The following is a 26,201-nucleotide window of genomic DNA, read 5'->3' on the forward strand; positions in this document are numbered from 1 at the left end:
GGAAGATCCTGCGGGCGAGTCTTTCCCTTGACATATCGAACAAAAATGCGATGAGTAATCGACTCTTCTGTTTGAACGTTGTCCCAATAGACCGATCCGCCTATCACTTCAACTTTGCACCAGCACCGCCAAAGCGGTGTGCGTTCGGTTAAGTGATCGGACTTGCCGTTTGGAAGAAGCTTGGATGAGTAAATTGAGCAGCGCCGGTTCAGATCTCCGGATAAAGGTTCAATCATTTATAAGCTCTCCACGGATCTATTAACCTTTCGAAATAGGGTGTACTCGTGAAGGACTTCTCGCTGTCAGACTCTCGGTTTGTATAAGCAAAAGCAACACTGGCGCCCACCCAAACGCGAAGAGCTGCCGGAACACTTTCTTTATCCGTACATACGGCCTCGGAATCGGATGAGTTGCGAGCGATGACATGTCGTTTCAAACGATGCTCCAGATTCTCTGTTGCAGCTCGTCCCAATTCTTCCAAGAATGCATCTTCTGAGTCGTCATCAATCCGTAAGTACCGCCGAAGATAGTCTGCATCGACAATTGATACTATTGCCTTTGATTCATACATGAGCTTACGAGCGGCCTTTCGGTCGCCCGCCTCAAAGATAACAATCTGTTATTCGGTCGTATTTGTCTTTGTTAAGACAAGGTCACCTCCGACGATACCGCTCGGACGTTCGATCGCAAAAGCCAAACGGCGGTCAGCTTTGATCGTTACCAGCCCCTTTCTAAAGTTATTGCCGTCTTCATATCCAAACTCCACGACTGTTTCCTTACGGTCATAGATCATGCAGGCCATGTTGGTATCCAGCGTCAGAAACTTACCCTTGGGCATTGCGGAGCTTTCAACAACATAGGTATCCCAGACCGGACGGTTAGACGGACCCATCGGATCGCTAAACAGATAGCGGCCGTTCGAATCCTTCAGACAGCGAAGCTTGAAGTAGTCCACCGGATTCATGATCGTCACATTTGGAGTCAGACCAACAGACTTAACTGCCAGAGCCGCAAAACCGATCAAATCAACCTGATTCGTAATTTCCGGATTAGCTGCCGGATCAAAGCCGTGTGGCGTGTAGTTTCCGGTCATCAGAAGACCGCTTAAGTTAGCATTAGTACCATCACCATTCAGAAGCTGACTTTCAACGCGCTGCTTAACGCCGTACTGGACTCGGAAGTTAATGTAATCAGCAAGAGCCTGAGAATCCTCCATGAGGTCCTTAGTCACAATGAAGCAATTCCCAATATCCTTCACGTTAGCCGTCTGGGTATCGAACTCGATTTCAGACTGCGGAATTAAATCAACACCGTTAATTACTTCTGCAGCATTGTTGACATATTTCTTCTCACGAGAGTAGACAATCGCCTTAGAGCTCGTCGGAGTATGGTGAATTGTATCTTCGAGCGTTAAAGGAGCCGCTCCGATACCAATAATGCCCTGAATGCGCTGATCCGGATAAACCTTTGAATCAACCGTACTGTCCGCGCCGACAGGATCCGGATCCGTCAGTGTGACAGAAAAACCTTTACCTTTGCCAGCCGCAAACTCCAGATAGCCAGCGTCGGCTACCACTCTGGCTCCGAGAGTAAGAGGCGCTTTAACGGAATCAGAGCCTCCCGGCTGCTGTTGTTTGAGGCGACGGATTTCTTCTGCAAGACCAAGCTGCTTTTTACCAAGTTCAGCAAGCTCTGCCTTGACTTTTTCGGTTTCTTCGGTCGTAGACAGCTGTCCTAATCTGTCCTCAATATTGGTCATTGCGGACAAGAGTTTTTCAATTTCTTCGTTCATTTAAATTTTCCCACTGAGTACTTTATCGATTCGCTCGGCAACTCCGAGCACCTTGTTTAATGCTTCAGCCAAAGCAGCGTCCCGCCGCTCTTCGCTCAGCACCTTCTTCACGCGAGAAACAAGCGACAAGGCTTGTTTCCGGCTAAAGCCGCAAGAATCCCTCAAGCAGGCTTCAAAATCTCTTAGCGTCTTGATCTTCTCGATGGTTTCGTCTAGAGAATCCTTCGAGAGAGTTTCTGCGATCCTTGCCTGGCCGTCAGCAGGGAAGCTGCAGATTGAAATTTCGTAGAGCGCTGCAATGCTCAAAACCTTGATATTGCCGTTGTCATCCTCGACGTATTCACCCAAACGAATGCCGACGGATAAGCCGTCTAAAGTTCCGGCTTTGAGCGCCTCATAAATATCGGCGGCAGCTCCGACTCCGAGTGTGAGTTCTCCTTCAACATAAAGACCTTTATCGTCTTCTTTGAGAGCAGTCCAATGACCAACCGGAACTGCAGAATAGTCGTGATTGAAGAACATCTTCGGGGTAGAAGTCAAGCTTTTCAGTGCTGAACTATAAGCTCCTTGAGCTATATAGAACCCATAGCAATTCAAGTTGTCATAGACCGAGGCGTAGCCCTTGATCACTCCGATCTTCTTGTCATCGGATAGTTTTACCTCCACGCCTTCTAATCTTACGGATAAGGTCTGATCCTTTTTCAGCTCTTTAGACACTATCTGGCTCCTTAGTTTTTTGGTCGACCGTTGCTTTGGCCAATGCTGAAATAGGCCTCAGCGCCGACTGCGCAAAATTGACATCGCCACCTTCCACTGGCGGCAAGTTTTCGTATTGACGTGCTTCATTAACGGTTTCAACACCGTACTGAATGGCTTTCCCGTGGATTTCCATGCGCTCCTTCATGGTTGCTCGAAGCAAGTTATCCATAGAAATTTCCACTGTGTAGAGCGTGAATTCCTCCGGCGTCATGATGCGAGCTCTCACCGCCTGCTCAATTCGCCGGCATAACGGCAACAAAGTGAACTTTTGGAAACCCAAGATAATCTGCTCAATACCGCTGCCCCATGTCGTAGCCGAGTTTGATCCAACCAGAACTGAAGGAACGCCAAACCAGCGGCAAATTTCTTCCACGGAAAAGCGTCTCGTTTCTAAAAGCTGAGTTTCAGCCGGCGTAAGCGTCAGAGGCGTATAACTCAGACCGCCTTCGAGCACGTACAAACCGGATTGGCTACCGTTGGCCATTTCGTAGAAAGTTGTTTGAAGGCGCTCTCTCTGCTCTTTGTCGAGCGTGCCTTCCGAACTCAAGATACCGCTCGGCTTATTTGCATTGCCGAACAGTGTTGAGGCAGTCTCTTGAGCATCAGCTGCTTCGCTGATCGTGGCTGCCATCATATCCAGCTTCGATGCTCCGGCAAAACGGCCGCCGACACCCTTCAGGTGAAACATAAACTCTTTAGCGATCTTCTCAGATTCACCGTCATGGAGATACTCGTATCTCAGGGTCGAGCCGTCATAAATCGTTTTCACTTGCTGAGCGTTGAGCGGCATCATCGAGAGCACTTGTCCGGACGGATCATTGGCCTCTCGTTTGAGCCGGGCGTATCCGTTGCCTCGAAGCACCATATTGAAGATAACCTGAGACCAGAACTCGACTGGCGTCATGAACTCATTCGGGCCGTCGTGCAGCAGTTTCCAAAGTTCCGTTTCCCGGGCTAAATCCCTGTTTCCGCTGTCATTGCGGTAAACGAAGATCGGCATGGAGGCCACCGTTTCAGCCAAAAGTGTCGTGCATGCCATCACAGAGGAAATCTGCAGCGCCGTTTCTTCCGAGGTCTGCCGTTTCCTTGGAACCAGCTGCAGCATCGGTTCTGTCCGCTGCACCCCTTTACTGTCGCTGAACGGATTGCCGATCGAAGAAAAAAATGAACTCAAAAACATAATTTACCAATTGAAAATGAGCGGAGAATCAAGCATCGGTGTCAGATCCACCGGCTTTTCAATCTTTCCGCCGCCGATCAGGAATGAATAGAAAGCCATGATTAAGGCCACCACTAAGTCGATCTTGTTTTCATTCCTCAGCTTGTTCGGATAAATGTTGTCTTTCGCATCGCGATGACAGACGACGTTTGAAACGCACCAATTAAAAATCGGATCATCCGGATGATGAAGCCTTCCGGACATCACTAAAGCCTCGATGGTTTTCATCGGTTCGGAGAAGTTCTGGACACTGTTGCGAACCTCGACCATGGGACAGCCCTGATCGGTTAATTCACTGGCAAGTTGTGTTGCCTGCCACGGGTCGTAAGCGATTTCCTTCACGACAAAGTCTGAGCAGCTTCGCCGGACATACTCCTTGACCTCTTCAAAATCCACAACAGAGCCTTCCGTGACCTTCAAGCGAGCCTCATACTCCCACCCGCAGTAAGAAGCGTTTTTCGCCGAATTAACAGTATCCCGAGGAAGCCAAACCTGCGGAAAAACAAAAAAATGCTGGACGCCGTTGATCGTTTTAGGAAAGAGTCTGACAGCTGCCGTCAAGTCAATCTTGGATGCCAAGTCAAGCCCCAACCAAGATTCCCGACCGTAGAAATCTGACTCTTCCAAACTCGGTTCTGCACACTCATTCCACTTTGTCAGATCCATCCAAGCCGCATCCGCATTACACCAGACGTCCAGATGCTTGGTCTTAAAGTTGTTAACCGCACTTGTAACCGTCAGTGCCTTATCTCGCAATGATTTAATCGTTTCCGGATGGACCGAGACGCCCCAGTTCGGATTGGCTTTGATCAGCGCACTGTCGCTTGTCCACTCATCTTCTTTATCAATCGAGTAGATAATTCCGAACTGATCATCCCCGCCGGCACTTTTTCCGGATAAAACTTCGATCACGTAGTTCCTTAGCTCGTAACAGATTCCGGATAAGTTGAATCCGGCTGTCGTGATAGCAAACAACAACGGCTGCAGCCGCTTACCGATAGACGTTTCAACCACGTCATAGACTTCGCGTGTTTTATGAGCATGGAGCTCGTCAATACAGGCAAAATGTGTATTGAGTCCGTCTAACGTGCTGCCTTGAGCGGATTTCGCAACGAATTTTGAATTACTGGCAAGCTGAACTATCGAATAATCCAACGCCTTAATGCCAAGTTCTCGACTTACATCTGAGCAACGCCGGACCATATCACGAGCAGTATCAAAAACTTCTCTAGCCTGCTCACGGGTAGTCGCAAATGAATAGCAATCAGCACCCCCCTCTCCGTCAAGCGCCATCATGTACAAACCGATGCTCGCTGACAGCGTAGATTTCGCGTTGCCGCGAGGCACTTCTACATACGCTCTCTTGAATCGGCGCTTTCCGCTGTCTTTACGCAGCCAGCCGAAGATTGTTGTAAGAATGAAACATTGCCAAGGCTCCAGAGTGATCGTCTGCCCTGAAAGCGGACCTTTCACATGCCTAAGATGCTCGATAAACAAACAGACTCTGGTTGCCGCCCTCGCATCGAACCGATAAGGCCAATCTTCCCGCGCGGAGCGCTCTAAATCGGATTTTTGGCGGGTACATGCCTGGCGGACATACATACAGGCAGGAATATCTCCCGACAAAACCTTGTCGATGTACCAATTAGCCTTCGCTACGTAGTTCGTCATGTCACCGTCCTGTAGTCAACCTCTGAGAGACAATCGTCCACGGCTTTATCATCGAAAAGAGACAAAGTTTTTGTATCAACCTGTCCCGGTGTTTCTCCGGTTGCAATCACCCGAGAACGAGATGACGGCGTAAAGCCGAGCTCAGAGGCAACTGACTTGAAAGGCTGTATGCACTTCACAATCAAGTTAGCCAAAAAGTTATCCCTCTCCCAGAGTTCATCCCGAAACTTAATCATGGAAATCGCACTACTGTATTTCTCCGCTACGCGGAGCTCTTCGATTTTTTTCTCCGCCTCTTCGATCTGCACGCGCAAGCGCTTTCTTTCGCGCCGATAACGGACTAGTTCAGCCCACTGTTCGCAGTATGTTTCGAACATTGCGAGGTCACATTGCTTAACCCAGCTGCCACCCTCATGCTCCAAAATAAATTTCCAATGGCATTTAGCCTCTTCGGATAAATAGTCTGGCGCCCCCGGCATATCGGTAATCCGCCCGTTCACCTTCGGTTCAAATTTATTAATCCGGCACGGCTGAGCGGTACCCTGTAGTTTCTTGATTTCGGTCGGGGTCCGTTTTCTTCCTTTCGTCACCAGAGAACTCCCTAAACACTAAACAGACAAAAGTTAAAAATTTTCCAATTTTGCACGCTCAAAAATTTGACTGAGGGCGCGGTCTCAAATGATCTCGTCATTTCACTTTTTCACCACCCCTCCCTATTAGGGAAAAGACCTTCTTTTTTATAAAATCCGAGTATTAACAGACAAAAGAAAAATATGACTTCAAATAAATCTCACGGTCCCGCTCCTTCGCAGCTTTCACAAACCAACTGGAGGGGGATAACTGCCTCTTCTTCACTATTGTTTCAAGAATGGGATAAGCTCTTCGACTCGTTATCGAATATCTGCGAAAGTTTGACAAAACCTTTAACTGACTTTCATTCAAAAAGTCAGAGACTTTTTCATTACCTTGAACAAATCAATAAATCAGAGGAGCTACCTGATTTAGATGTTTTTTTAGGAACATCCAAGCTTCAAAAAGACATCTCGCAACTGTTTCAAAAAGTTGCTGACATAGACAAACAGTTATCTCAAATTGGCTTAGACCAAGCAAAAATTTTCCACTCTCTTGAGTCATCTATTGTTAAGAGTTTAAAACCCTTTTCAAACACCAATTCTTTACTGAATACCATTGTAAATCGTCCCATTAAACTTCTGAACACCCCACGCACTGAAGAGCTGCTCTTTAACCTTCGGAGGCTTGAAAAATGCAAGGCATATTTTGGAAAGATTGACTCCAAAACTCCTATACGAGAGATTCTTAAATCCTTAGAAGGCGTCCCGGAAGAAGAGTATGGGAATGTACTGTTAAGCAAGTTCGGGCGGTCCAAAAAGAGAGGCAATGCAAGAAGAGTCAAAAGACAGGCAAAGAAAATCTTTAATTACATCCTTTACCTTTATAGTCTGTATACATTCCTAGCTTTCCTTGGAATTCCTCTTCCCGCTTCCTTTCCAGAATTTATTGAAGTAATTTTTCAACAACCAGTACAAGGCATTCAACAAACAAAGCAAAATCCACCCATAAGCAAGGGATTTGACAAACAGCTGCTCGTAGCGTCCTCCAGAAAGCGTAAAAAACGCGGCCACAAATATCGTCGTAAATAAAAAAGCTGTATCTATTTTCATAGCATCCTTTTGGTTTCCTCCGATAAGAACTTATGAATAGCGATTGGTGTTTCCGAAGCCGCCATCTTCAGCAGCCGTCTTTAGATCGTGATGTCTTTTGCACAGAGGCTGCCAGTTATTTCGATCCCAAAATAACCGTTTATCCCCCTTATGCGGAATGATGTGATCTACTACCGTAGCCAATCGTGGAAAACCTTCGGCCTCGCATCGGACACAGAAAGAATGACGAGCCAGAAAACTTTCCCGGGCTTTTCTCCATGCAGAGGAATATCCTCTAGAGGCTGCTGACCCTCTTTCTTGATCGAGCTGGCGACGGCGGTCTGATCTTTCGTCCTGAGCAATTTGCTTATGCTGCTCGCAGTAGGAACCGGAGTTACGGAAAAGTGCACCGCAGCCGGGATAGGCGCAGTGCTTTAACGGAAATACTGGCATAAATTCACATTAATTGGCCCGGTTGTTAGGCACAGCCGGGAAAGCCTTTCCTTTATGATTAAGTTTCCACACATAATCAAGGAATAATTCAATGCAAAAACCTTTAACAGATTTCTTCCAAGACCTCACTGAAGAACAACGTTCCCGAGTTTTAGACCTTATTGATACCCTCTCTGAAGATGTTCAATCTGTAGTGTTTCCGCCGGTTACTTATATGTCCGTCATGTCCCCGGTAAATAGCCCGGTCGCAACTCATTGGGTTGACATGGAAGCATTTAAAGTAATCAAAAACGCGCATATTCTTAATATTCAATTTCAGAATTATTATGAATTTTTTGCTTTACATGAAATCATCCTTCTCTTGAAAGGGAAAAAACCTAAGGAATACATTGCCACTCTCAATAAAAACCTTCCATTAAGCCAAAAAGCAAAAAACACGGCTAAATTCATTCTTATCCAAGCTTCCACAGCAACAATTTTGATTGAGCTTGCCAAACTCCTTAAGGTTCTTTCGCAATAAAGAACGAAAACACCACAAATAGCGAAATAACTATTTTCATCGGAAGGGGAGCCGGAATCACCGTCTCAATAAAATGATCGACGCCTCCGGCTAATCCGATACCTGCAAAGCAAACGAAAAATTTATACAAAAAATTTCGCTTCGTAACCTTAGTAAACTTAAGCATCATTCCTCCAAAGAAAATTAACCCGATTAAAGGCTAAACAGCCGTTTGTTAAACGCTTGATAAGAAAGGTACAGGAGGATGATTGAGAAGTTTTAAGTGCGCTAGCGAGGCTCTTAATGCACTCACTGCCAAATTTTATGAAATTATGCCCTTTTTTCGAGGCAAATGGGACATAGGGAATTTTCCTAATACTATTCACGTGATTTCTCCGTTTTCTCTAATTCGGCCTCAATCGCCTGATCCGCGGCGCATAAATACCGAAACAACGTTCTGCGGTTAATCTGCAGCCGATTCGCGGCTCTTGTCATGCCGATCCATTCACGGCCGCCGTAAAGCGCATAGACAGCGTCACGAAGCGGAGAAGGCAGTTCTCTAATTATTCTTTCCAGCTGCATCATCCGGAAATCAATTCCTGACGCGTTGATCAAATCATTCGAGCAACGGGTCTTATCAACGCCAGTACAGTTGTCTACAGCCAGCGGACAATGGAGTCTGCCGCGAATCCTGTTTCTCCACTGAAACCACAACGTTAAAAGCCTTTTGATCCACTGGATGCGATTCATATCTTCTTACCTGATTAGTTTTTCTTTGCTTTTTTCAATATTTCTTTACTGTTCATACTTAACAGTGTTTTGTTCAGACCCTGTTCATACCTTTTGTTCATACAAAATTTTTAAATATTTATTTGTTTTTATTATATTTTTTACTAATCTGTTCATACTGTTCATACCTTAATTAACTCCCATACGCGCGAAACACTCTTTACACATCCGTTTATTCCTCTCGCGCGCACGCGCACACGTAGGAGTTTGGCTATAGGTCTGAACAGTATGAACACAGCACAAATAACTATCTGTTTATAAATCAAAAAATACTGTTCATACCTGCCAATCTCCCCGCCTGAACAGGGTATGAACATCGGCAGGGTATGAACATTAAAATTAAAGGGGTTCATAGTTTCTAAACCTCTCTCGGGCCTTGTAGATTGATCTCTGGAACTTCAGTACACCATCCTCGAATTTTTGCTTCGGCACTTCCGACCACGACTTTCCATCCACGATTGTTTCAGGCCAATAAAGCTGTTTTTGCATAGTGACCAGGTTTGTGAAGACGGATGTATCAGGAGGCCCGTCATAGAGACTGACGCGCCTTCGGGCAGACCCAAGCCGATGCTTGCAGTAAGTTGTAAAGACCTCGCGGTTCACAGGACGCTCCCCAGACGCCTTGCACCACATCTGATAGGCGTCATAAAGGTGCCACGCGACCGCAGGTACAGCAGGAAACGGGGTGTCTCCCGCCTGCCATTCCTCAATAAACCGAATGCTGTTGTTGCTGCCTAACTTTTTCAGCTCAGCTCTTGCTTCTGTCTCCAGCGGACGAGTGTTTTCATCAAAATCTTCAAGGTCTAAGGTCAATAACCAACCATACAGAGCGGCCGCGCCTCCATTGTTGATTTCTTCAGCAAGCGCCTGAAAATATTCAGGCGGTGAATACTCTTCGAACCGAATCGCCATATAGCGCCGATCTTTCGGGTCCAAAATACCCGGTTGCTGTTCGTTGGACAGAAAAACGATATTTGTCTTGTTAACCTCAAACCGAGCGGGATAGCCCTTCTCATTGATCGTGTGCGTCGGATTCGTGACTAGGTTTTTCAGCATCCCCTTCAGAGTCCGCTTATCCTGATTCGTCACAACTTCTTCGCCAACCATAAACAGCTTCTGAGATATCCAGCCATTGAAATCCGATTGGATCATTGTCTGGTTAACTGAGCATCCATACTTACCGTAAATTTTGGCAATGACATTGAAGAAAATACTTTTACCGGTACCTTCTCGTTCGCCATAGATCATTAAGCCGGAAGCCATCTTGGCACCCGGATGCTGCAGAGGATAGGCAAGCCAAGAAGAAATCCAATTAAAAATATTTTCGTCTTCGCCGCAAATCTTAAAGAGGTGTTCGATCAGGAGATGACACTTACTCGTATCGTACGTTGGAACCAGAGGCCAGCCCTCAAACATAGAAATCGAGCCTTCAGGGACCTTTTTAGGGTCCGGTTCAAAAATGAGCTGTTCCGGCTGAATGATTCTTCGGTTTCCAAACAATCCTTGCAGCCACGATGAAACCAATCTGCTGCCGTAGTACTGTTTGATAAATGAGATTTTTGCAAGACGGTGATAAACGAGGTCCCAACAAGTGTCCGTGTTGTCAATCGCAACGTAGCGATCAGCCAGTACTCGAAGAATCGTCTTGTCGTTTTCCGTAATCTCGTTCGTCTTGGAAGTGCTTCTACCCCTTTTTGCCGCCCTCACGGGCGTCGCAGACGAATACTCGAGCTGTTCGCGAACAGCATTAATGCCTTCTTCAGAGGCGAGATCGTTGAAATCCGTGCCCCATGTCTGCTGATTTGAAAACCTCGGAATGAACACGCAGGCGTTGACTCTAGCCGCGGCAATATTGGCCTTGACGACGCCGGTGTTGTTCAGGGAACGATGAGAGGGACGTGTTCTGTCGCCGATCCATTCCTCATACTCGACGCACGCTTCTCCGTCCTTTTTTGACCACCACGCGCGCACACGGCCGCCATCAAAACATTGATCCTGAGCGGCGCTTCTGGATGAGTGCACCTGCAGATCGATGCCGAATCTTGAGGCGCATTCCTCACGCAGCTTTCTCAAATAGTGGGCGTCATTGTCTGCTGCGATACAGATTTTTGAGTCAGGGTATTTGGCCCGCAGCGTTTCCGCAACAGGCAGCAGGTTGCCAGCAGAAAAGGCGACGATGACCGGTTGGCTGACAGCCTCAAAAATTGAACATCCTGTTGCCCAGCCTTCGGTTAAAAAAACGACCTCCGGTTTCTCGGGCAGAGTCCCCAGAACCGCAAACGAACCTTTAGTTTCGGTACCGGAGAGAAATTTCTTCTGAAAAGCGTGCGCGCCCTCAGCGGTATCGTCGGGGAAGATTGTCTGCAGACCGACGAGCGTCTCTTCTTTCCATACAGGGACTAAGATTTGATTACGTAACTGGCGAGCTCCGATCGGACGGATTTTTTTTGATCTCACATACGGATGAGAAGCGGATACGGAGTCAGCTGCCCTTTCCCACATCTTTGCGGCTTTCTCTCGGGCAGATTTACGACGCTCTTCGAGCGCCTTATCGATAACCTCCTGATCGGCCTTTTTACGGCTTTCAAGCTCTGTCCACTCTTCGCGAGTCCAGCCCTTCCTCGAGTGTTCGATTTTGTAGGTTTGGCTGCCGATTCCAAAAGTACCAAAATAATAGATTTTGCCGTTTGACAGCGATTGCTCCCAAATTCCATACCAGGCATCCTTTCCGCGCTTGAAATTTGAGTTATTGGGCTTGAATCGCCTCCAATTCCGACCGTTGACGATCAGGTCATGACCAGGCGGCAGATCAATACCGACTGCCGACATCTGTTCTTCAATTTCTCTGAGATTGTGAGCCATATCAGACCTCGTTTAGACCTCATTATTTTTAAAAGGGTGCGGACCTGAGCGATGGAGGAGGTCTATTCTCCAGCCGTTGCAATCGGCCGCCGTGTCCGCATTGATCGGTATAAAAACAGTTAAGAGGCCTTCCCCAAAGCGTGAGAAAATAAAGGTTCCAAACTAAATTTCAAAACGCTAGGGAGAAGGCCATGGAAAACACAGATTTCTTTTCTTGTCTCGGCGCTATCGGAGCAATTGCTACCGTCATTGCGCTCTTTCCGGAGAAAAACCGAATGGCCGCGTTCAACTTCTTGAAAAAAGTATTCCAACAAGTTCTGAACTTCTTTCACAATGCAGTCAAAACTGCTGAGCTTGCAACAATCCAGGCAACTGCGCCCGAAGGCACAAAGCCCGTGGGGACCTTTCGCATTCACCAGCTCAAACCAGTCTGTTCCGTAACAATAACCAGAGACTTTCCGAAGGCATATACGATTTTCGAGCTCAGTTACGAGCCTGAAAAGGAAGTCTTTCCTTTTGAAAAGGTACGCAGCAATATTCCGCTTTATGAAGCCTCTTTCGGAGACTTCTGGAAACTCGGGAAACCTCACGTTCTTCGAGGAGCTTTTGAAGAAGACTTGGCAATCTGCGATGAACTCAAAAATGAGTTCACACACAACTTCAGCACTGACAGAAGCTTTCTCTTGGTTGCTCCTACTACAGATGTCTCCGGACTGAGCTTTACGATTTCCGGACCAGCATGGCTCAAAGCTCAAACAGTGACCTCTTGACATTTATTACCTACAGATTTACCCAAAACCAACCAATCGCATAGATGCCGCCGAGAAACAGGGCGACATACCAAATTAGCGACAGCACCAGCGTCATCAGAATTCCGATTACGGTAAAAATTTCGTCCATAACTACCTCTCCAGATAAGCGAGCGCTGCGCTCAGAGCAAAAAACAGCACGAGCAGCGCCAGACAAAATTTCATCGCGCGCTCTAACAGATACGAGCCCTTAATTCGTTTCAATCGGAGAGAGTCGATCTCCCGCAGATGCTGCTCAAATCGCTGAGCAGCTTGTTTTCTTTCTTCTTCTGTCATTCGTTTTCTCCGGATTCGTTTTCGTCTACCAAAACGGTCTGCTGTCTGTGCCATGTTTGATCTAGGGATTTGGGTTTAATTCTTTTACTGGCGATGTGCCGGACTCAACGGCATTGATGCGGCATTGTCCGGCATTTCTCGGCATCCTCCGGCAGAACTGCCGGTTTCTGCCAGAGTCATCCGACGCATGCCGGAACCTGCCGTTTCATTGCTGCCGGACGCCGCACTTTGCCGGAACAGTGCCGGATCAACTCCGTAGCTTTTCAGCAGATGCACGTCTAAATTTGCTCTGTCCTGCTTTCGGAGACTTTTCATGACCACCGCTCTTGCCCATTTATCGAGAACACGGCAAATGATCGAGTTTTTCGACATGTCCGAATTGATGCCCACTTTCCAATTCAGAACGGCATCTGTGAGGTCTGTCACAGTGATCCTCAATTCGTTCGTTCCTTTGTCTCTCATCGTTTTTCACCAACTCCTTGGCCTGCTCAGGCGTGATTTTTCCGAGGCGAATAGCTGCGCCGATGACCTCGTCCTGCTGACGAGTTGTCAGTTCATTAGGCCACTGTGATATTGCTGCAGGACTAATTCCCAACGCCTTACCTAGCGATGCCAGATTCCCAAAAAATAAAGCTGCTTGATCTCGTTTCATATTTTTATTTTAAGCATGCTTAAACGATTTTCGCAAGCAGAATTTCTACGCACTTAAACAAATCCCAAATAGACTGTTTCTATGAAATCCCTTGCACAACGTTTTAATGAAGCTCTTGCCGCAAGCAAGATAACTAAAAAAGAGCTGGCAGAAGCAGTGGGAGTTTCACCATCAGCAATAACACAAATTGCGAGCGGTGAAACTAAGGAGTTAAAGGCCTCTGTTGCACTGAAAATAGCCAGAAAGCTTAATATCGATCCATGGTGGTTAGTCATGGGCGAGGGGACTATGACTTCTGAGACAAGCTCCTCGTTAGATGAGGCCAAAATGCTGTTAAAACGAATGCCGGAGTCGCACCTTACTGCAGTAACAACGATCCTCAAACAGCTTGCAGAAATAAATAAAAATTAAGTACACTTTATTTTTTAAATAAATTTAAGTATACTTAAACGCATCTCAACACGAGGTGCGTTATGCAAAATCAATCAAAAACCACAGTATTTATTTTCTTCTCGGAGTCGCAGGCCATTGCGTTTTCTGAGGCCGCCAGAACGCTGCTGACGTGGGCCGGCACTAACTACCCCGCAACCTGTTTCAAGCTCGCTCGCGAATACATCGCGCGCATTGAATCTCCGGATCACAAAATTCCACTGGATGACGCGCACGATCTGCTCGCGTTACTCGGTACATGCTGTATGACAACTCAGCATGCTCAGCCAACCAGAACGCTCTGGAGCGACTGCGTTCGCATCCTCTCGCAACGTATGAATGACATGCCGGAATAAAAATGTCAAAGCTCAGCAAGATATTCAACAACGCGATCGAGGAGATGGCAGCAGAAAACTGTCTGAAAACTGCAGTCCCCGGACCCGTCGCAAAACTCAACGTATCGATCAATCTGCCAAACGATCAATCTCTCAGTGTTTCATTTGTGAGTTTGATCAGCCAACAAACTGAGGGCGATCAGAAATTCATCACGATTCTGACCAGCGCTCAGGCACAAACTCTGGCAGCAGAAATTCTCAAGGCACTAGCTGAAATCAAGGACGAAAATGGCATCAGTCAATAAAGTCATCCTGCTCGGGAACCTCGGATCTGATCCAGACGTCGACACCCTGAAAACCGGAACCAAAATCGCCAAATTATCCCTGGCCACAACTCTCGTCCGCAAAAACGACCGGAACGAGCGCGTCGAATCAACCGAGTGGCACCGAGTGACGTTTTTCGGACGACTGGCCGAGATCGCTGAGCAATACCTAATGAAAGGCTCCAGTTGCTATGTCGAAGGCCGACTCAAAACCGACCGTTGGGAGGATTCAAACGGCCAGACACATTATTCAACACAAATCATTGGTGAAACGCTGCAATTACTAGGCAGCAATATGCGGAGGTAATTATGGATAGGAACTATCGAATTTTTGAAAGAGTCAAGAATTCATTAAATCAGAATCGGAAAAATCTTTCTCCCGAGGATTTGGAGGTTGTGAAATGCATCTTTGCCGCCCTGGTTACGGGAGTGGCCACAGGTAACGAACGGGATACATACAGCACCGCCTCCAAATTGTTAAAAATCGCAGAAAACTTCGGGTTTATCAAGAATCCGCCTTCTTGCGATTAGGTTGTTTTGGTTTCCAGATAAAGCAATTGATTATGAAAACAAGCGAAAAATACACATTCATCCTCAGCGAACGAGAGGCCGGCATTGTTCTGGCAGCGCTCGAGTTCGTTCTGAAACTATGGGACCTTGTTCCGTTTAGAGACGAAAAAAGTGAGCTAGCAGCAGTCAACGCTTTAGCTCATCGTCTTATGACTGAGGGACGTCAGATGAAAACGGAGCTAGAGGAACGCAATGCTCAGTGACTACAAAAACTCCGTTCACATTGTCATTGACATTGAGACTCTCGGAACTCGCCCAGGATGCCCAATCCTCTCAATTGGTGCGGTCAAAATGTACAACGGAATATTAGAGTGGCAACAGGAGTTTTTCGCCTCACTGGGATCAAACGCCAGACTCGGATTAAACGAGATCGGAGTGGAAACACTGCGCTGGTGGGAGGAAAAACACCCGGAGCAATTCAGGAGACTGCAGGCCAATAGCGAAAACCGAGAGCTCTCTGACGCGCTGGAGGATCTGAATCAATTCTGTAATCCGATAGTGCAGAAGACGGCTCCTCACTATTTTTGGTCCAAACATCCACATTTTGATTTTCCGATTCTCGAGGCAGCGTACGAGGCGATTGGAAAACCGCCGCCCTGGAAATATTGGCAAATCCGCGATATTGCCACCCTCGAGGACAAATTGTTTACCACGCGGGAGCCGGAATTAAACAACCACGACGCATTGTTGGACGCAATCAACGAGACAAACGTTCTCATTGACGCAGTCTGGGGAGACAAAAAATGATCATTAGTTTTGAATGTACAGATCAGGACGCAGTGCGTATCCAGAAGTGCCTCTGGCACGGATTTCATGATCTCTGCGATGGCGGATTCAACGGAGAAAGTGAGGTCTGCGAGTATCAGGATTCATGCAACATCCTCGACCAAGCGCTCCGTGAAGCCGATCGCAAAGAAAAATCATCCGGTGGAGGTATCTACATCACAGAGAAAGATGCTTACTGGATTCTCGGACTGATGAAACGAGTTGAGCGAGCAGTGACTGAATTATGTGGAAAGGACTCTATTGCGTGGCAGGACGGCCCTAAGAACCTTCAATACTATCTAAAAGCAAGTCTGCAGGTGCGAGAAAAATGCAGAAAAGACCACAAGACGGAGGCGAAAAATGATTGAGAAACTCACATTCCCAGAGGCTGCCAAGTATTTACAGATCTCCGTCAGCACGCTGGAGAATTATGTAGCTGGCGGTTATTTCAGAAAAATCAACGGAAAACGGATATTTGTCGCTAAAGACTATGGTTTTCCACGCCCGTTCTTACGAGGTGGCGTTCGTTGTTTCAAACGATGCGACCTAGACAAATGGGAAAAGCAGCAGATGTCTGCGTAGACATAGAATAAGGCCCTGCGGGGCCTTTTACAGTTTTAGGCCATTCTTTTCCATAAGCTGTATAAAATTAGCCGCCTCACGAGAAAGAACTGGAGATTTCCTAAATCCAGCGATGACCCTTTCAAACACTTCTGGTTTTAGCATTCCATAGTCTTTCATTTCTCCTTTAACAACCCTATCTTCTAACTTCAGGACATTCAAAGGGATGGCTCGCTGATAAAGACAGAAACTTTTATGCTTTATAAAATCGTGATCACCAACATTCAAAATACATGAGTCATCGTTACTTGGTGAGAACTCGTACCAACTGGAGACATTCACGCTCAAAATAGCTTTAGTTCCGGTGACACGGTAGAACATCGGTTCACTGCAAAGAATGATTAGGTGATCACTAAATCCCGAAACTCCGTAGACGGTTCCGCCACGAATTGCTGTATAACTCATGAGATCAGATCAGCAATTAATTTGTCATATTCATCCTGCTCTTGCAGGGATTTCATGATTGCGTCGGTTTGTCGTTGATCCCGACCGTGATTCCTCAAAATATCTTCGATTTTAAGCGGCAACCTAGATCTCCCAGGATTTTGCCACTCGGGACAATGTTCACAGGTATGAGTCAGATCTACCAAGTCAAATGCATCATAACGACCATACTTCTCATAAACCCTATCAAGGATCTTAATTGCTGCATCACTTAAGTGGTCGAAAGAATTTATGGTGAAGTCCCCCTTCTTAAGAGAGAACATGTTTTGTGCATTGCATTCAATCCATTTTGACCAGTAAGGATCTAAGTCTATTATGTGGAATCTATCTAACGTGTTGGAAAGGACCGGCCCATACGGTAATGAAAACAGTTCATCTCCAGTAAGTCGGCTCCCATGACTTAAAAGAAACTCTCGCTCGGAAAAGTACATAAGTTTCATGATCTTGATGTACTTTACTGGTCGCTTCGCCTTCCAAAGGAAGTAAGCCGCAACTTGAGCTGCTGTCTGCTCCTTGTACATATACCTCCTCCCTTTTTAGGAATGAAAACAACAAAACCACAATACAAAATTAGTTAGTTTTGCATTGTTTTGCAATCAACATTTTAGACTGTTATGGGCTCTCATAGACTTCTTTGAAACAATAAGTTGCCCATTCGTTCATCATTTCCCTGCGGCGCTTGAAGTGTTCGTTTCTCTCGTACGCTCCGTTATAAATGTCCTTCACCTTATGATGCAAACAGAGTTCTGCAATTCTTGGATCAAAGCGCCTATCGTTTCCTAAAGAATCATCTTGAGCCCACGTTCTGAAGGTTGCTCTGGCGACACCGTGCAAGGTTGGTCGTACCGATTTTCCCAACTTTGCGGTCTGCGCTGCATCGATCCAGTCCTTCCCTGAATCTTTAATAAGCCGGGAAACCATACTGTCAGACAACGCTCTTCCCAAACTATTTTGAAAGATCAGTCCCGACGCATTATCCGGTTTGAAGCCTTCCAGCCAATTAATCACAATTTCCGGAAGCGGTACGATGAGAGAACCGTTTTCAGACATTTTCAACTGTTCAGGCGGAATAACCCATTCTCGATTCTCAAAATCAATCTGCTCCCACGTTGCCAAACGAGCAGTTCCGGAGCGAGTTGCAGTGAGTACGGAAAACAAGAAACAACGGCCTGAAGCAGTATCTCCAAAACGGTCATAAATGCAGCGAAAAAGAGACGGCAGCTCCGCAACGGAGATAGCGCCTCGATTTTTAGTGACATGTCTCTCTCGTGGCAGCAAATACTGAAGAGGGCCGGTCCTATCTGCGGGATTGGAAATCGAAGTTAAATTTTTAGCAATTGACCAATTAAATACTTGACGGGTAAACCTCAAGCAGCGATCTACCGTATCCGGCATATGCCAAATCGGCTGAGCAATCGAAGCGACCAATGCCGGCGTTACCTCATCCAGAAAACAATCCCCTATCACCGGAAAGACATACATTCGCATACGGCCATTAAAAACTTTATGAGCCTTATCCAACTCCTGCCAATTCCCTACTTCGATATTCCAGCCAGCGAATTTTTCTGCCGCTTGACGGAATGTAAGTCTGGCAGGAGACTCTCCGGATGATTTTTTTCTCTCAATAGACGCTAGAAATTCCTCGTCGTTCATACCAGAGAGCTGAGCAGCGCTTTTTCGTGCCTCAGCAATTGAAACCTTAGGATATGAGCCAAGAGCAACCTCTCTTGCTTTACCCGAACAATATCGTCGAAAAATCCAGTTACGATATTTTCCTCGGACTCGAAAACACAAACCGGGAGAGGCTGCATCTGTATACTTCCCATTCGGCAGCTCACAATCCAGCGCTTTAACCGTAAACCTCATTTCTCTGCCCCCAAAATTTCCCCTAAACAATTTTATATTTTTTTCTATTGTTTTAGTTTATTTTGAAAATTTAGAACAATAAAAAAAATCCCTGAAGACGTAGCATCTTCAGGGGTTTTCATCGTTTTTTATATTGGTTTACGTTGTTTTCTATTGTTTTCGTTTATGGTGTTTTGGTGGCCCCAACAGGACTTGAACCTGTGACCAAGCGATTATGAGTCGCCTGCTCTAACCAACTGAGCTATAGGGCCTTCCGGAAGTTAAGAATCGCTTCCGCCTTCCATGAAGCTCTTAAGTTTATCAGATCTGCTCGGATGACGCAGTTTCCTCAAAGCCTTGGCCTCGATCTGACGAATTCTCTCACGAGTCACGTCAAACTGTCTACCCACCTCTTCCAAGGTGTGATCCGTGCTCATCTCAATGCCGAAACGCATTCTCAGTACCTTCGCCTCTCTCGGGGTAAGGGAGTCAAGAACCTCTTTGGTAATCTCGGTAAGACTGGACTGCTGCGCGGCTTCCGCAGGCGCAACGGTTCCAACGTCTTCAATGAAATCACCAAGATGAGAATCCTCATCATCACCAATCGGCGTTTCCATTGAAATCGGTTCTTTTGCGATCTTCAGGATCTTGCGGATCTTGTCCTCCGGCATATCCATCTTCTCAGCCAAAACCGCAGGATCAGGCTCAACACCGGTCTCCTGGAGAATCTGACGTGAAATTCTGTTCATCTTGTTAATTGTCTCAATCATATGAACAGGAATACGAATCGTTCTGGCCTGATCGGCAATAGAACGCGTAATCGCCTGACGAATCCACCAAGTCGCATAAGTTGAGAACTTATAGCCGCGGCGATATTCAAACTTGTCAACAGCCTTCATCAAACCGACGTTGCCTTCCTGAATCAAATCCAGGAACTGCAGACCGCGGTTGGTGTACTTCTTCGCGATAGAAATCACCAGACGAAGGTTGGCTTCCGTCATCTCGCGTTTTGCCTTGCGGGCTTTTGCTTCACCGGTCGCCATCTGGTTATAGACGTCTTTCAGATCTTTCAGAGGAAGCGTCACAGAATTCTGAATATCCGCAAGCTGCTGCTGAAGTTGCTGAATTTCAGGAAGCTTTCTCTTCACTTCGGCTGCGTAAGGCTTGTCACTGTCGGCAATCGCCTGAGTCCAGGCTTTATTGGTTTCATTTTCCAGGAATTCCTTAAGGAAAAGCTCTCTGGGCATCTTGGCGCGATTGACAACAACATCGTAGATTCTGCTTTCGTACTTACGAACGGTCTCTACCTGATTCTTCAGCATCGTGCACAGACGCTCAACCGTATTGGCAGTGAAACGAAGCGACAGGAGCTCTTCCTGAATTCCGTCCTGAGCCTTGATGAAAGCCGGTGAACGATAGCCTTCAGCCTCGTAAGCACGCTTCAAGTCATCATAAAGCTCTTTGCAGTGATCAAGCTTAGCCAGCACAACCGTCTTCAGCTCGTCGATCTGACCGGCTGTCATACCGGAAGCGCCGATATCAGTACTTTCGTCATCGTCAGCAACCTGCTCTCCGGCCTCTTCATCAAGACCGTCAACCAGACCGTCAACGATCTGATCAATCTGCATGGTGCCGTTGCGAACCTTCTCCGCATCTTCCAATATCGCAACAATGGTTGTCGGGCAGCCGGAAATCGCATGAACCATGTGTTTCAGACCATCCTCAATACGCATAGCGATTTCGATTTCGCCTTCACGGGTCAGCAGTTCAACCGAGCCCATCTCACGCATGTACATGCGGACAGGGTCGGTTGTACGGCCAAATTCACTGTCCACCGTAGCAAGAGCGGCTTCCGCTTCTTCTTCAGCGGCATCGTCGCTTGCTGTCGGAACAGAATCACCGATCAGAAGATCATCCGCTGTCGGAGCCTGTTCATAAACCTGAATACCCAGGTCGGCAAGTGTCGAAATAATTGAATCAATCTGATCGGAATCAACGATGTTGTCCGGCATGTGGTCATTGACTTCAGAGTAAGTCAGATAACCACGCTCCTTACCCATACGGATAAGAGCCTTTAACTTGTTCAGACGAGTTTCTTTGTCGTCTTCGACGTGATTGGCATAGCTGCGGTTCAAAGCTTCTTTCATCGCTTTGTCGCGGGCTTTGCCTCTGCCTCGAGTCGACGCGGGAGGAACATAAGACTCGGCAATGGCGACTTCTTCATCAATAGAATCGTCGTCAGAATCGCCGACTAAATCGTCTTCATTGTGTTCCTGTTTCGGCTTACGACCCGGACGACCGCGTTTGGCGGCAGGTTTAGCTGCGGCCTTTGTTTTGGCTGCCGGCTTTGCCTTCTCTGCTGCGGCTTCTTCTGTTTCAGCAGTTTTCTTCGCAGCCGTCTTCTTTGTCGTTGTCTTCGACTCAGCTGCGGCTGTTTTCTTCGCTGCTGTCTTTTTTGCGGCAGGTTTCTTAGCCGCAGGTTTTTCTTCAGCTGCTGTTTCAGCCTTTACCTCGGCTGTTTTGGCCGCAGTTTTCTTTGCTGCGGCTGTTTTCTTTGCTGCCGTTGTTTTGGGCTCTGTCTTAGCGGCTGCAGAAGCCGTTTTCGCGGCCGCTGTTTTCTTAGCCGCCGGAGCCTTCTTGGCTGGTTCGGTCTTTACCGTCTCTGCCGGAGCTGCGGCAGCTGCTTTCGTCTTAGCAGCGGCGGTCTTGGCAGGAGCCTTTTTAGCTGCGGCAGCTTTAGTGCCGGTCTTCTTCACTGTCGCGGCTGCGGCAGCGGTTTTGGTTTCTTTCTCAACAGCGGTCTTTTTTGCTGTTGCTGTCTTTTTTACTGCAGTTGTAGTTTTTTTGGCAGTTGCCATCGTTCAACCCTTTTGATGTTCCCATCAAAATGAAATTTCGCGCTGAAGAAACGCAAAAGCCCCTATAATGCACTTCGTCATTACACAGGTTCACATTTATTCGCACGAAAAACCGGAACGAGAAGAGCATGGGCTTTCGTCATAGAGTGCGGCGCTTTTCGCCGATCTTCCCTTCTAACCTCTTCAGCAATCCGGTGTCTTTTAAACGCCTCCGATCTTTCCACGATCTCCTGGGCGTATAAACAATGTTACCGACAAATCGGTGCCTCGATTATATCATTACCTGCAACTAGTACTTCCACTTATTCGTGAAAAACTGTGCCGAATAATCCCGAAAATGGGAAGAAGAAATAGAAAAAGCGCCGTCACCACGCAGGTCTGAGGAGCCCCGATTGTCGCAACCGGAACCGCTCCGGCAATCGACCACGGCAGAAGCGGAGGAATCACGATCGCAGTATCTTCAAGACTGATCGCCATCTTTTGTCTATCCGGTTCTATCTTTTTGCAAAGCTGTTCTGTAAGGATCACCGCAAGCATTTGATTGCAGGAAATCGCCGCAGTTAGAAATGCGGTAAAAACAATCGCTGTGTATTTTCCGCTTCGTGCGGCAAGCGATGCGACAAGCCCCTCGATATGCTTAAGAAGCCCGGTCTGCTCAAAAAGCCCCGCATAGGTGCAGGAAACCATAATGATCAGCGAGACCTGGACCATCGATACGAGCCCGCCTCCGTCCATAAGGCTTCCGGCCTGCGCATCGCGGCACTGATATCCGTAAACCAGCATCTTTGCCGTGCTCATCCAGTCGGCGCCCTGCACTGTCATAAAAACAGCCGATGCAGCGGCAATCGAGGCGGCGATTGTTATCTTGATATCCTTCTTCAGGGCGACCAGCCCAAACATGACAAAAACCGGAATCAGCAAATACCAATTCAGAACAAACTCTCGTGACAAAACGGAGGAAATATCAACGGAAGCGGACTTTGTGTCGGAGAAAAGACCAACTGCCAAGTAAATCAGAGAGCTGACCGTAAAGGGGAGCCAACCGGTCTTGACCATCAGCGCCATATTCTTATACAGGTCCGTCGACGTCACCAAACAAACCAGCTGAGCGCTTGTCGACACGGGAGAACATCTGTCTCCGGTAAAGGCTCCGGCAAGGACCGCGCCTCCGGCCCATAGAGGAGAAACACCCATGGAAACGCACATCGTCATCGTTACCACGCCCATGGTGGCAGCCGTACCGAAGGAAGTGCCAATGAGTGTACTGAGAAGCGCATTAAGCAAAAAAGTTGAAAAAAGGCAGACCTGAGGCGTCACGACTTCGGACGCATAGCTCACTAGAAGAGCGACGGTTCCGGAAGCTCTCCACGAAGCCGTTAATGCGCCAATTAACAGCATGACGATAATAATCGTCGAAACCTTCTTCACACTATCAAGCGAAGCCTTGAGAAGGACCTTAGCCGACGAACCCTTCAGAAGACCGAAAAGGAAAAACAGCAAAAAGCCAAACAAGAGCGCATATACAATCGAAAAACCTGTCGCAAGACAGAGAATCAGAACTGCAATAAATAATCCGAGAACACCAAGCTCCATTTTTTTACCTTGTCCTAAACGTCAGTTCCTCGTTAATTTTTCTGTCAGTATCTCTTATTTCCTGGCTCAGCTGCTTATTGACGCCAAGCAGTGACTGGAAAAGCTGACGCTGCTCCTGTGTCAGCGAATTACCTGAACACAGCGCCTTTCGCTGCTGCTCCACCTTTTCAAATTCAATCTGCAGAAATATTCTTTTGGTTTCCAGTCGAGCAAGACTTAAAGGTGTGCGCAGAGTTCTGCCTCTTTCAGAAGCGCTTTTAATATCCTTATCTTCGCCGTCAGCAAGCAGGAGTGTCTGGAGAATATTTCTGATTTTCTCCATCTCGGATTCAAACACTTCCTCCTCTGAGGGAGACGGAAGTCCGCCAAGAGAAGACAGAAGCGAATCGCCGTTATCATCTTCCTGACATATCTTCTGCAGTACCTTAAAAATTTTATCTGACGGTCCGAGTTCTCCGGAACTGAGATGCTCGGTAGCAGCCCCCTCAAATTCCAGAGCGAGTTGGGGATAGCGCAGAAAATTCCGCAAAAGCACAAGGATCGGTGTCTCAGGTTTAGGCGGAAGCGTCTTACCCGAACTCGGGGTATTGAATCTTTGCGCACCGAACCCGCCTTTGCCGAATCGGACTGATGCGCCGTTTCTGAAACCGCTTGGTCTCGGAGCGATCGGCGCGACTTTTTCAAATCCGAAATAGCGTGCCAGCTGATCTGTATCTTTGTATCCGGCAGCCGTTGCAATTCGTTCAATCAGTCCGTCGCGCAGCAGCACGCTTTTTGTTTTACGAATATAAGGAGCGGCCGCATCGAGAAAAGCACCCTTGTCTTCAAGAATAGACAAATCCAACCCTCGGGAGGTCGATTCAATTAAATAACTCGATAAAGGCAGGCCCTGAGATATCAGCTTCTCAAACGCTTCCGGACCCTGATTTTTCACAAGGCTGTCCGGATCTTCTCCTTCCGGCAGGAAGACAAACACCGCTTTCTGAGCGTCTTCCAGAAGCGGAAGACAAATATCCATCGCGCGCAGCGCCGCCTTACGACCGGCCGTGTCGCCGTCGAAAGAAAATATAATGTGGTCCGTCATTTTCAGCAGACGTTCCACATGTTCGGATCGTATCGCCGTCCCCAACGGAGCGCAGGACTCCCCGAAGCCGGCCTGCGAAAGCTGAATGGCGTCCATCTGACCTTCAACCACAATGACGCGTTTCTTTTCCTGAATGCTTCTTCGCGCTTCGTAGAGGCCGAAAACTTCTTTGCCTTTAGTAAAGATCGGGGTGTCGCCTGTGTTGATGTACTTAGGCTCCTCGCCAATCATGGTTCGGGCGCTAAAGGCGATAATTTGTCCGCGAATGTTGCGGATCGGGAACATCAGACGGTTTCTGAAGAAGTCATAAAAACTGCCGCCGTTCCCTTCTCTTTGCAGCCCGGCGTCGATCAGCAGTTTTCTGTCATCAGGGGAAAAGACCGAGTCAAGGTTATGCCAGCCGTCGGGCGCAAAACCGATGCCGAATTTTTCAAGCGTTTCATCTGTCAGTCCTCGGTCTTTGATGTACTTTTGGGCCGCGGAATTGTCCAGGAAGCGATTACGGTAATACTTCTGAGCCCTTTCCATGATATCCGTGAGTCTCGGTTTCTCCGGATTTCGGTTGAAAGTCGATTTACCGTCATAGACAACCTTCACTCCGCATTCCTGGGCAAGCTTCTCCACAGCGTCCGGGAACGGAAGATTCTCGTACTTCATAATGAAGCCGATCGCGTTGCCGTGTTCTCCGCAGCCGAAGCAATGAAATATCTGCTTATCTCTGCTTACTGAAAAGCTCGGGCTTTTCTCGTTGTGGAAAGGACAGCAGGCCCAGCCGTTTGCACCCTTGGACTGCAGCGGCACTCGGCGGTTCACAACCTCATAGATATCCGCCCGTTCCAAAAGCTCTCGGATGAAGGTCTGCGATATCAATTCAAACTCCTATTTTTACCGAGCACCGTGCCCGCAACCTATCGTTTTGACAAAACAAAAAGCCCCGTCGGCGTAAAAACCTTCGAGGCTTTAATTTATGAGATCGGACTTACTGAGTCAGCTTTGCTTTAATCAAGGCAGATACTCTGCCCATATCAGCTTTGCCTGCGACTTTGGGCTTCACCAAGCCCATTGCCTTACCCATCGCAGCCATTCCGCCGAGTCCGGCGCCTGCCAGAACCTCATCGATAACGGCTTCGAGTTCCGAATCTGAAAGCTGAGCCGGAAGGTAGACCTTAAAAAACTCGATCTCTGCAGCCTCTTTTGCGGCCAAATCTTCACGACCGCCTTTAGTGTACTGCTCAACAGAGTCATTTCTCTGCTTAATCAGCTTTGCGATAATCTGCTGGATCGCGGCGTCATCGGCAACGATCTGCCCATCCACTTCTTTCTGTTTAATTGAAGAAAGAAGCATACGCAAGGCACTCAGTTTTTCCTTCTCATGAGCGCGCATCGCGTCGCGCATGTCAGAAGTGATCTGATCCTTAATACTCATAGCCTTCTCTCAATAAAACTCACTAAAAGCCGATTAGTACAGCTTCTTCGGGAGCATCATGCTGCGAAGACGCTTGTAGTGACGCTTGATAGCGGCAGCTTTTTTGCGCTTGCGTTCAGCTGTGGGTTTTTCATAAAACTCACGAGCGCGGAGTTCTGTCAGGAGACCGCTCTTTTCGATCGTGCGTTTAAAGCGACGAAGAGCGACTTCAAAAGGTTCGTTTTCTTTAACACGGATTGTGGGCATCTAGCACCTAAACTTAAAAAACTGTTTAAAAGATTACTGTGAGTATGCGTTGAGCAAAAATACGCTCCCATACTCGAAAGAGGACAATTCTAATGCATTTTTAATTTCTTTGCCGCAACAACCGTCCGAAAAGTAACAATATTCAGGGCGAACGCACAAAATTTTTAACAAAACATCCTTAACTCGTTAAAAAGTCGACAAAAACGGTTGACTTTTTTTG

The 26,201-nt window shown here is 47.3% G+C and carries 31 protein-coding genes and 1 tRNA gene; 11 read left to right on the top strand and 21 right to left on the bottom strand.

Going from position 1 to position 26,201, the window contains the following annotated elements; genetic code table 11:
• The 7 genes from E5987_RS10305 to E5987_RS10335 all read right to left on the bottom strand — a co-directional run.
• On the bottom strand, positions 1 to 236 hold a 236-nt coding region (locus E5987_RS10305), incomplete at its 3' end, for a phage head completion protein (RefSeq protein WP_160336000.1).
• Positions 233 to 571 (bottom strand): head-tail connector protein, encoded by a 339-nt coding sequence (locus E5987_RS13525; protein WP_160336001.1) that lies wholly within the window; start codon positions 569 to 571, stop codon positions 233 to 235. The genes E5987_RS13525 and E5987_RS10305, both read right to left, overlap by 4 nt.
• 48 nt (positions 572 to 619) lie before the next feature.
• Positions 620 to 1,792: a phage major capsid protein gene (locus tag E5987_RS10315; RefSeq protein WP_160336002.1), complete on the bottom strand. Its 1,173-nt coding sequence runs from the start codon at positions 1,790 to 1,792 to the stop codon at positions 620 to 622.
• Positions 1,793 to 2,509 carry an HK97 family phage prohead protease gene (locus E5987_RS10320; RefSeq protein ID WP_160336003.1) on the bottom strand — a complete coding sequence of 239 codons (717 nt, stop codon included), beginning with the start codon at positions 2,507 to 2,509 and terminating at the stop codon, positions 1,793 to 1,795.
• Complete coding sequence (locus E5987_RS10325; protein WP_160336004.1) at positions 2,502 to 3,725, bottom strand: phage portal protein; 1,224 nt, start codon at positions 3,723 to 3,725, stop codon at positions 2,502 to 2,504. Before E5987_RS10325 ends, E5987_RS10320 begins: the two co-directional genes overlap by 8 nt.
• A 9-nt stretch (positions 3,726 to 3,734) precedes the next feature.
• Positions 3,735 to 5,441, bottom strand: a complete 1,707-nt coding sequence (locus tag E5987_RS10330; protein ID WP_160336005.1) for a terminase large subunit — start codon at positions 5,439 to 5,441, stop codon at positions 3,735 to 3,737.
• A complete protein-coding gene (locus E5987_RS10335; protein WP_160336006.1) occupies positions 5,438 to 6,031 on the bottom strand; it encodes a P27 family phage terminase small subunit in 594 nt (197 codons plus the stop codon). Before E5987_RS10335 ends, E5987_RS10330 begins: the two co-directional genes overlap by 4 nt.
• Positions 6,032 to 6,214: 183 nt before the next feature.
• On the opposite strand from E5987_RS10335, the gene E5987_RS10340 reads away from it, so the two are divergent.
• Positions 6,215 to 7,102: a hypothetical protein gene (locus E5987_RS10340; RefSeq protein WP_160336007.1), complete on the top strand. Its 888-nt coding sequence runs from the start codon at positions 6,215 to 6,217 to the stop codon at positions 7,100 to 7,102.
• A gap of 51 nt (positions 7,103 to 7,153) precedes the next feature.
• Here the strand turns inward: E5987_RS10340 and E5987_RS10345 are convergent, their stop codons facing one another.
• A complete protein-coding gene (locus tag E5987_RS10345; RefSeq protein WP_160336008.1) occupies positions 7,154 to 7,555 on the bottom strand; it encodes an HNH endonuclease signature motif containing protein in 402 nt (133 codons plus the stop codon).
• Positions 7,556 to 7,646: 91 nt separating this feature from the next.
• Here E5987_RS10345 and E5987_RS10350 point away from each other — a divergent pair, with 91 nt between their 5' ends.
• Positions 7,647 to 8,075, top strand: a complete 429-nt coding sequence (locus tag E5987_RS10350; RefSeq protein WP_160336009.1) for a hypothetical protein — start codon at positions 7,647 to 7,649, stop codon at positions 8,073 to 8,075.
• 357 nt (positions 8,076 to 8,432) lie between these two features.
• Here the strand turns inward: E5987_RS10350 and E5987_RS10355 are convergent, their stop codons facing one another.
• Together E5987_RS10355 and E5987_RS10360 are read right to left on the bottom strand one after the other, a co-directional pair.
• Positions 8,433 to 8,804 carry a hypothetical protein gene (locus E5987_RS10355; protein WP_160336010.1) on the bottom strand — a complete coding sequence of 124 codons (372 nt, stop codon included), beginning with the start codon at positions 8,802 to 8,804 and terminating at the stop codon, positions 8,433 to 8,435.
• A gap of 378 nt (positions 8,805 to 9,182) precedes the next feature.
• Positions 9,183 to 11,705: a DUF5906 domain-containing protein gene (locus E5987_RS10360; RefSeq protein ID WP_160336011.1), complete on the bottom strand. Its 2,523-nt coding sequence runs from the start codon at positions 11,703 to 11,705 to the stop codon at positions 9,183 to 9,185.
• A 191-nt stretch (positions 11,706 to 11,896) separates the two neighbouring features.
• On the opposite strand from E5987_RS10360, the gene E5987_RS10365 reads away from it, so the two are divergent.
• Complete coding sequence (locus E5987_RS10365) at positions 11,897 to 12,475, top strand: hypothetical protein (RefSeq protein WP_160336012.1); 579 nt, start codon at positions 11,897 to 11,899, stop codon at positions 12,473 to 12,475.
• Between the two features lie 132 nt (positions 12,476 to 12,607).
• Here the strand turns inward: E5987_RS10365 and E5987_RS10370 are convergent, their stop codons facing one another.
• The gene (locus E5987_RS10370; protein ID WP_160336013.1) at positions 12,608 to 12,790 is read right to left on the bottom strand and encodes a hypothetical protein; all 183 of its coding nucleotides are present in this window, start codon (positions 12,788 to 12,790) and stop codon (positions 12,608 to 12,610) included.
• An 84-nt stretch (positions 12,791 to 12,874) separates the two neighbouring features.
• Positions 12,875 to 13,252, bottom strand: coding sequence for a hypothetical protein (locus E5987_RS10375; RefSeq protein ID WP_160336014.1), 378 nt, complete (start codon positions 13,250 to 13,252; stop codon positions 12,875 to 12,877).
• Positions 13,253 to 13,523: 271 nt separating this feature from the next.
• Here E5987_RS10375 and E5987_RS10380 point away from each other — a divergent pair, with 271 nt between their 5' ends.
• From E5987_RS10380 to E5987_RS10415, 8 genes are all read left to right on the top strand, one after another.
• Positions 13,524 to 13,853, top strand: coding sequence for a helix-turn-helix domain-containing protein (locus E5987_RS10380; RefSeq protein ID WP_160336015.1), 330 nt, complete (start codon positions 13,524 to 13,526; stop codon positions 13,851 to 13,853).
• Between the two features lie 62 nt (positions 13,854 to 13,915).
• Positions 13,916 to 14,227 carry a hypothetical protein gene (locus tag E5987_RS10385; RefSeq protein WP_160336016.1) on the top strand — a complete coding sequence of 104 codons (312 nt, stop codon included), beginning with the start codon at positions 13,916 to 13,918 and terminating at the stop codon, positions 14,225 to 14,227.
• 2 nt (positions 14,228 to 14,229) lie between these two features.
• Entirely contained in the window at positions 14,230 to 14,511 is a 282-nt protein-coding gene (locus E5987_RS10390; RefSeq protein ID WP_160336017.1) for a hypothetical protein, read from the top strand.
• Positions 14,495 to 14,836, top strand: coding sequence for a single-stranded DNA-binding protein (ssb, locus tag E5987_RS10395; protein WP_160336018.1), 342 nt, complete (start codon positions 14,495 to 14,497; stop codon positions 14,834 to 14,836). Before E5987_RS10390 ends, ssb begins: the two co-directional genes overlap by 17 nt.
• Positions 14,837 to 15,092: 256 nt before the next feature.
• Positions 15,093 to 15,302, top strand: coding sequence for a hypothetical protein (locus E5987_RS10400; protein WP_160336019.1), 210 nt, complete (start codon positions 15,093 to 15,095; stop codon positions 15,300 to 15,302).
• Positions 15,292 to 15,846 carry a 3'-5' exonuclease gene (locus E5987_RS10405; RefSeq protein ID WP_160336020.1) on the top strand — a complete coding sequence of 185 codons (555 nt, stop codon included), beginning with the start codon at positions 15,292 to 15,294 and terminating at the stop codon, positions 15,844 to 15,846. Before E5987_RS10400 ends, E5987_RS10405 begins: the two co-directional genes overlap by 11 nt.
• Complete coding sequence (locus tag E5987_RS10410; RefSeq protein ID WP_160336021.1) at positions 15,843 to 16,232, top strand: hypothetical protein; 390 nt, start codon at positions 15,843 to 15,845, stop codon at positions 16,230 to 16,232. The genes E5987_RS10405 and E5987_RS10410 overlap by 4 nt, the downstream gene beginning before the upstream one ends.
• Complete coding sequence (locus E5987_RS10415) at positions 16,225 to 16,446, top strand: MerR family transcriptional regulator (protein WP_160336022.1); 222 nt, start codon at positions 16,225 to 16,227, stop codon at positions 16,444 to 16,446. Before E5987_RS10410 ends, E5987_RS10415 begins: the two co-directional genes overlap by 8 nt.
• Positions 16,447 to 16,473: 27 nt before the next feature.
• Here E5987_RS10415 and E5987_RS10420 read toward each other — a convergent pair whose 3' ends face one another.
• The 9 genes from E5987_RS10420 to rpsU form a co-directional block, all read right to left on the bottom strand.
• A complete protein-coding gene (locus E5987_RS10420) occupies positions 16,474 to 16,890 on the bottom strand; it encodes a hypothetical protein (protein WP_160336023.1) in 417 nt (138 codons plus the stop codon).
• On the bottom strand, positions 16,887 to 17,450 hold the full coding sequence (locus E5987_RS10425; RefSeq protein WP_160336024.1) for a Panacea domain-containing protein: 564 nt from the start codon (positions 17,448 to 17,450) through the stop codon (positions 16,887 to 16,889). The genes E5987_RS10420 and E5987_RS10425 overlap by 4 nt, the downstream gene beginning before the upstream one ends.
• Before the next feature lie 91 nt (positions 17,451 to 17,541).
• Entirely contained in the window at positions 17,542 to 18,795 is a 1,254-nt protein-coding gene (locus tag E5987_RS10430) for a tyrosine-type recombinase/integrase (protein WP_160336025.1), read from the bottom strand.
• A 174-nt stretch (positions 18,796 to 18,969) separates the two neighbouring features.
• Positions 18,970 to 19,046: transfer RNA gene (locus E5987_RS10435), tRNA-Ile, on the bottom strand.
• A gap of 9 nt (positions 19,047 to 19,055) precedes the next feature.
• A complete protein-coding gene (rpoD, locus tag E5987_RS10440; protein WP_160336026.1) occupies positions 19,056 to 21,632 on the bottom strand; it encodes an RNA polymerase sigma factor RpoD in 2,577 nt (858 codons plus the stop codon).
• Positions 21,633 to 21,911: 279 nt separating this feature from the next.
• A complete protein-coding gene (locus tag E5987_RS10445; RefSeq protein ID WP_160336027.1) occupies positions 21,912 to 23,225 on the bottom strand; it encodes a Na+/H+ antiporter NhaC family protein in 1,314 nt (437 codons plus the stop codon).
• 4 nt (positions 23,226 to 23,229) lie between these two features.
• On the bottom strand, positions 23,230 to 25,179 hold the full coding sequence (dnaG, locus tag E5987_RS10450) for a DNA primase (protein ID WP_160336028.1): 1,950 nt from the start codon (positions 25,177 to 25,179) through the stop codon (positions 23,230 to 23,232).
• A 109-nt stretch (positions 25,180 to 25,288) separates the two neighbouring features.
• Positions 25,289 to 25,735: a GatB/YqeY domain-containing protein gene (locus tag E5987_RS10455; protein WP_160336029.1), complete on the bottom strand. Its 447-nt coding sequence runs from the start codon at positions 25,733 to 25,735 to the stop codon at positions 25,289 to 25,291.
• Positions 25,736 to 25,768: 33 nt separating this feature from the next.
• On the bottom strand, positions 25,769 to 25,981 hold the full coding sequence (gene rpsU, locus E5987_RS10460; RefSeq protein ID WP_008811706.1) for a 30S ribosomal protein S21: 213 nt from the start codon (positions 25,979 to 25,981) through the stop codon (positions 25,769 to 25,771).
• Positions 25,982 to 26,201: the final 220 nt, after the last annotated feature.

This window comes from Parasutterella muris, assembly GCF_009767915.1.
Taxonomy (GTDB): Bacteria; Pseudomonadota; Gammaproteobacteria; order Burkholderiales; family Burkholderiaceae_F; genus Parasutterella; species Parasutterella muris.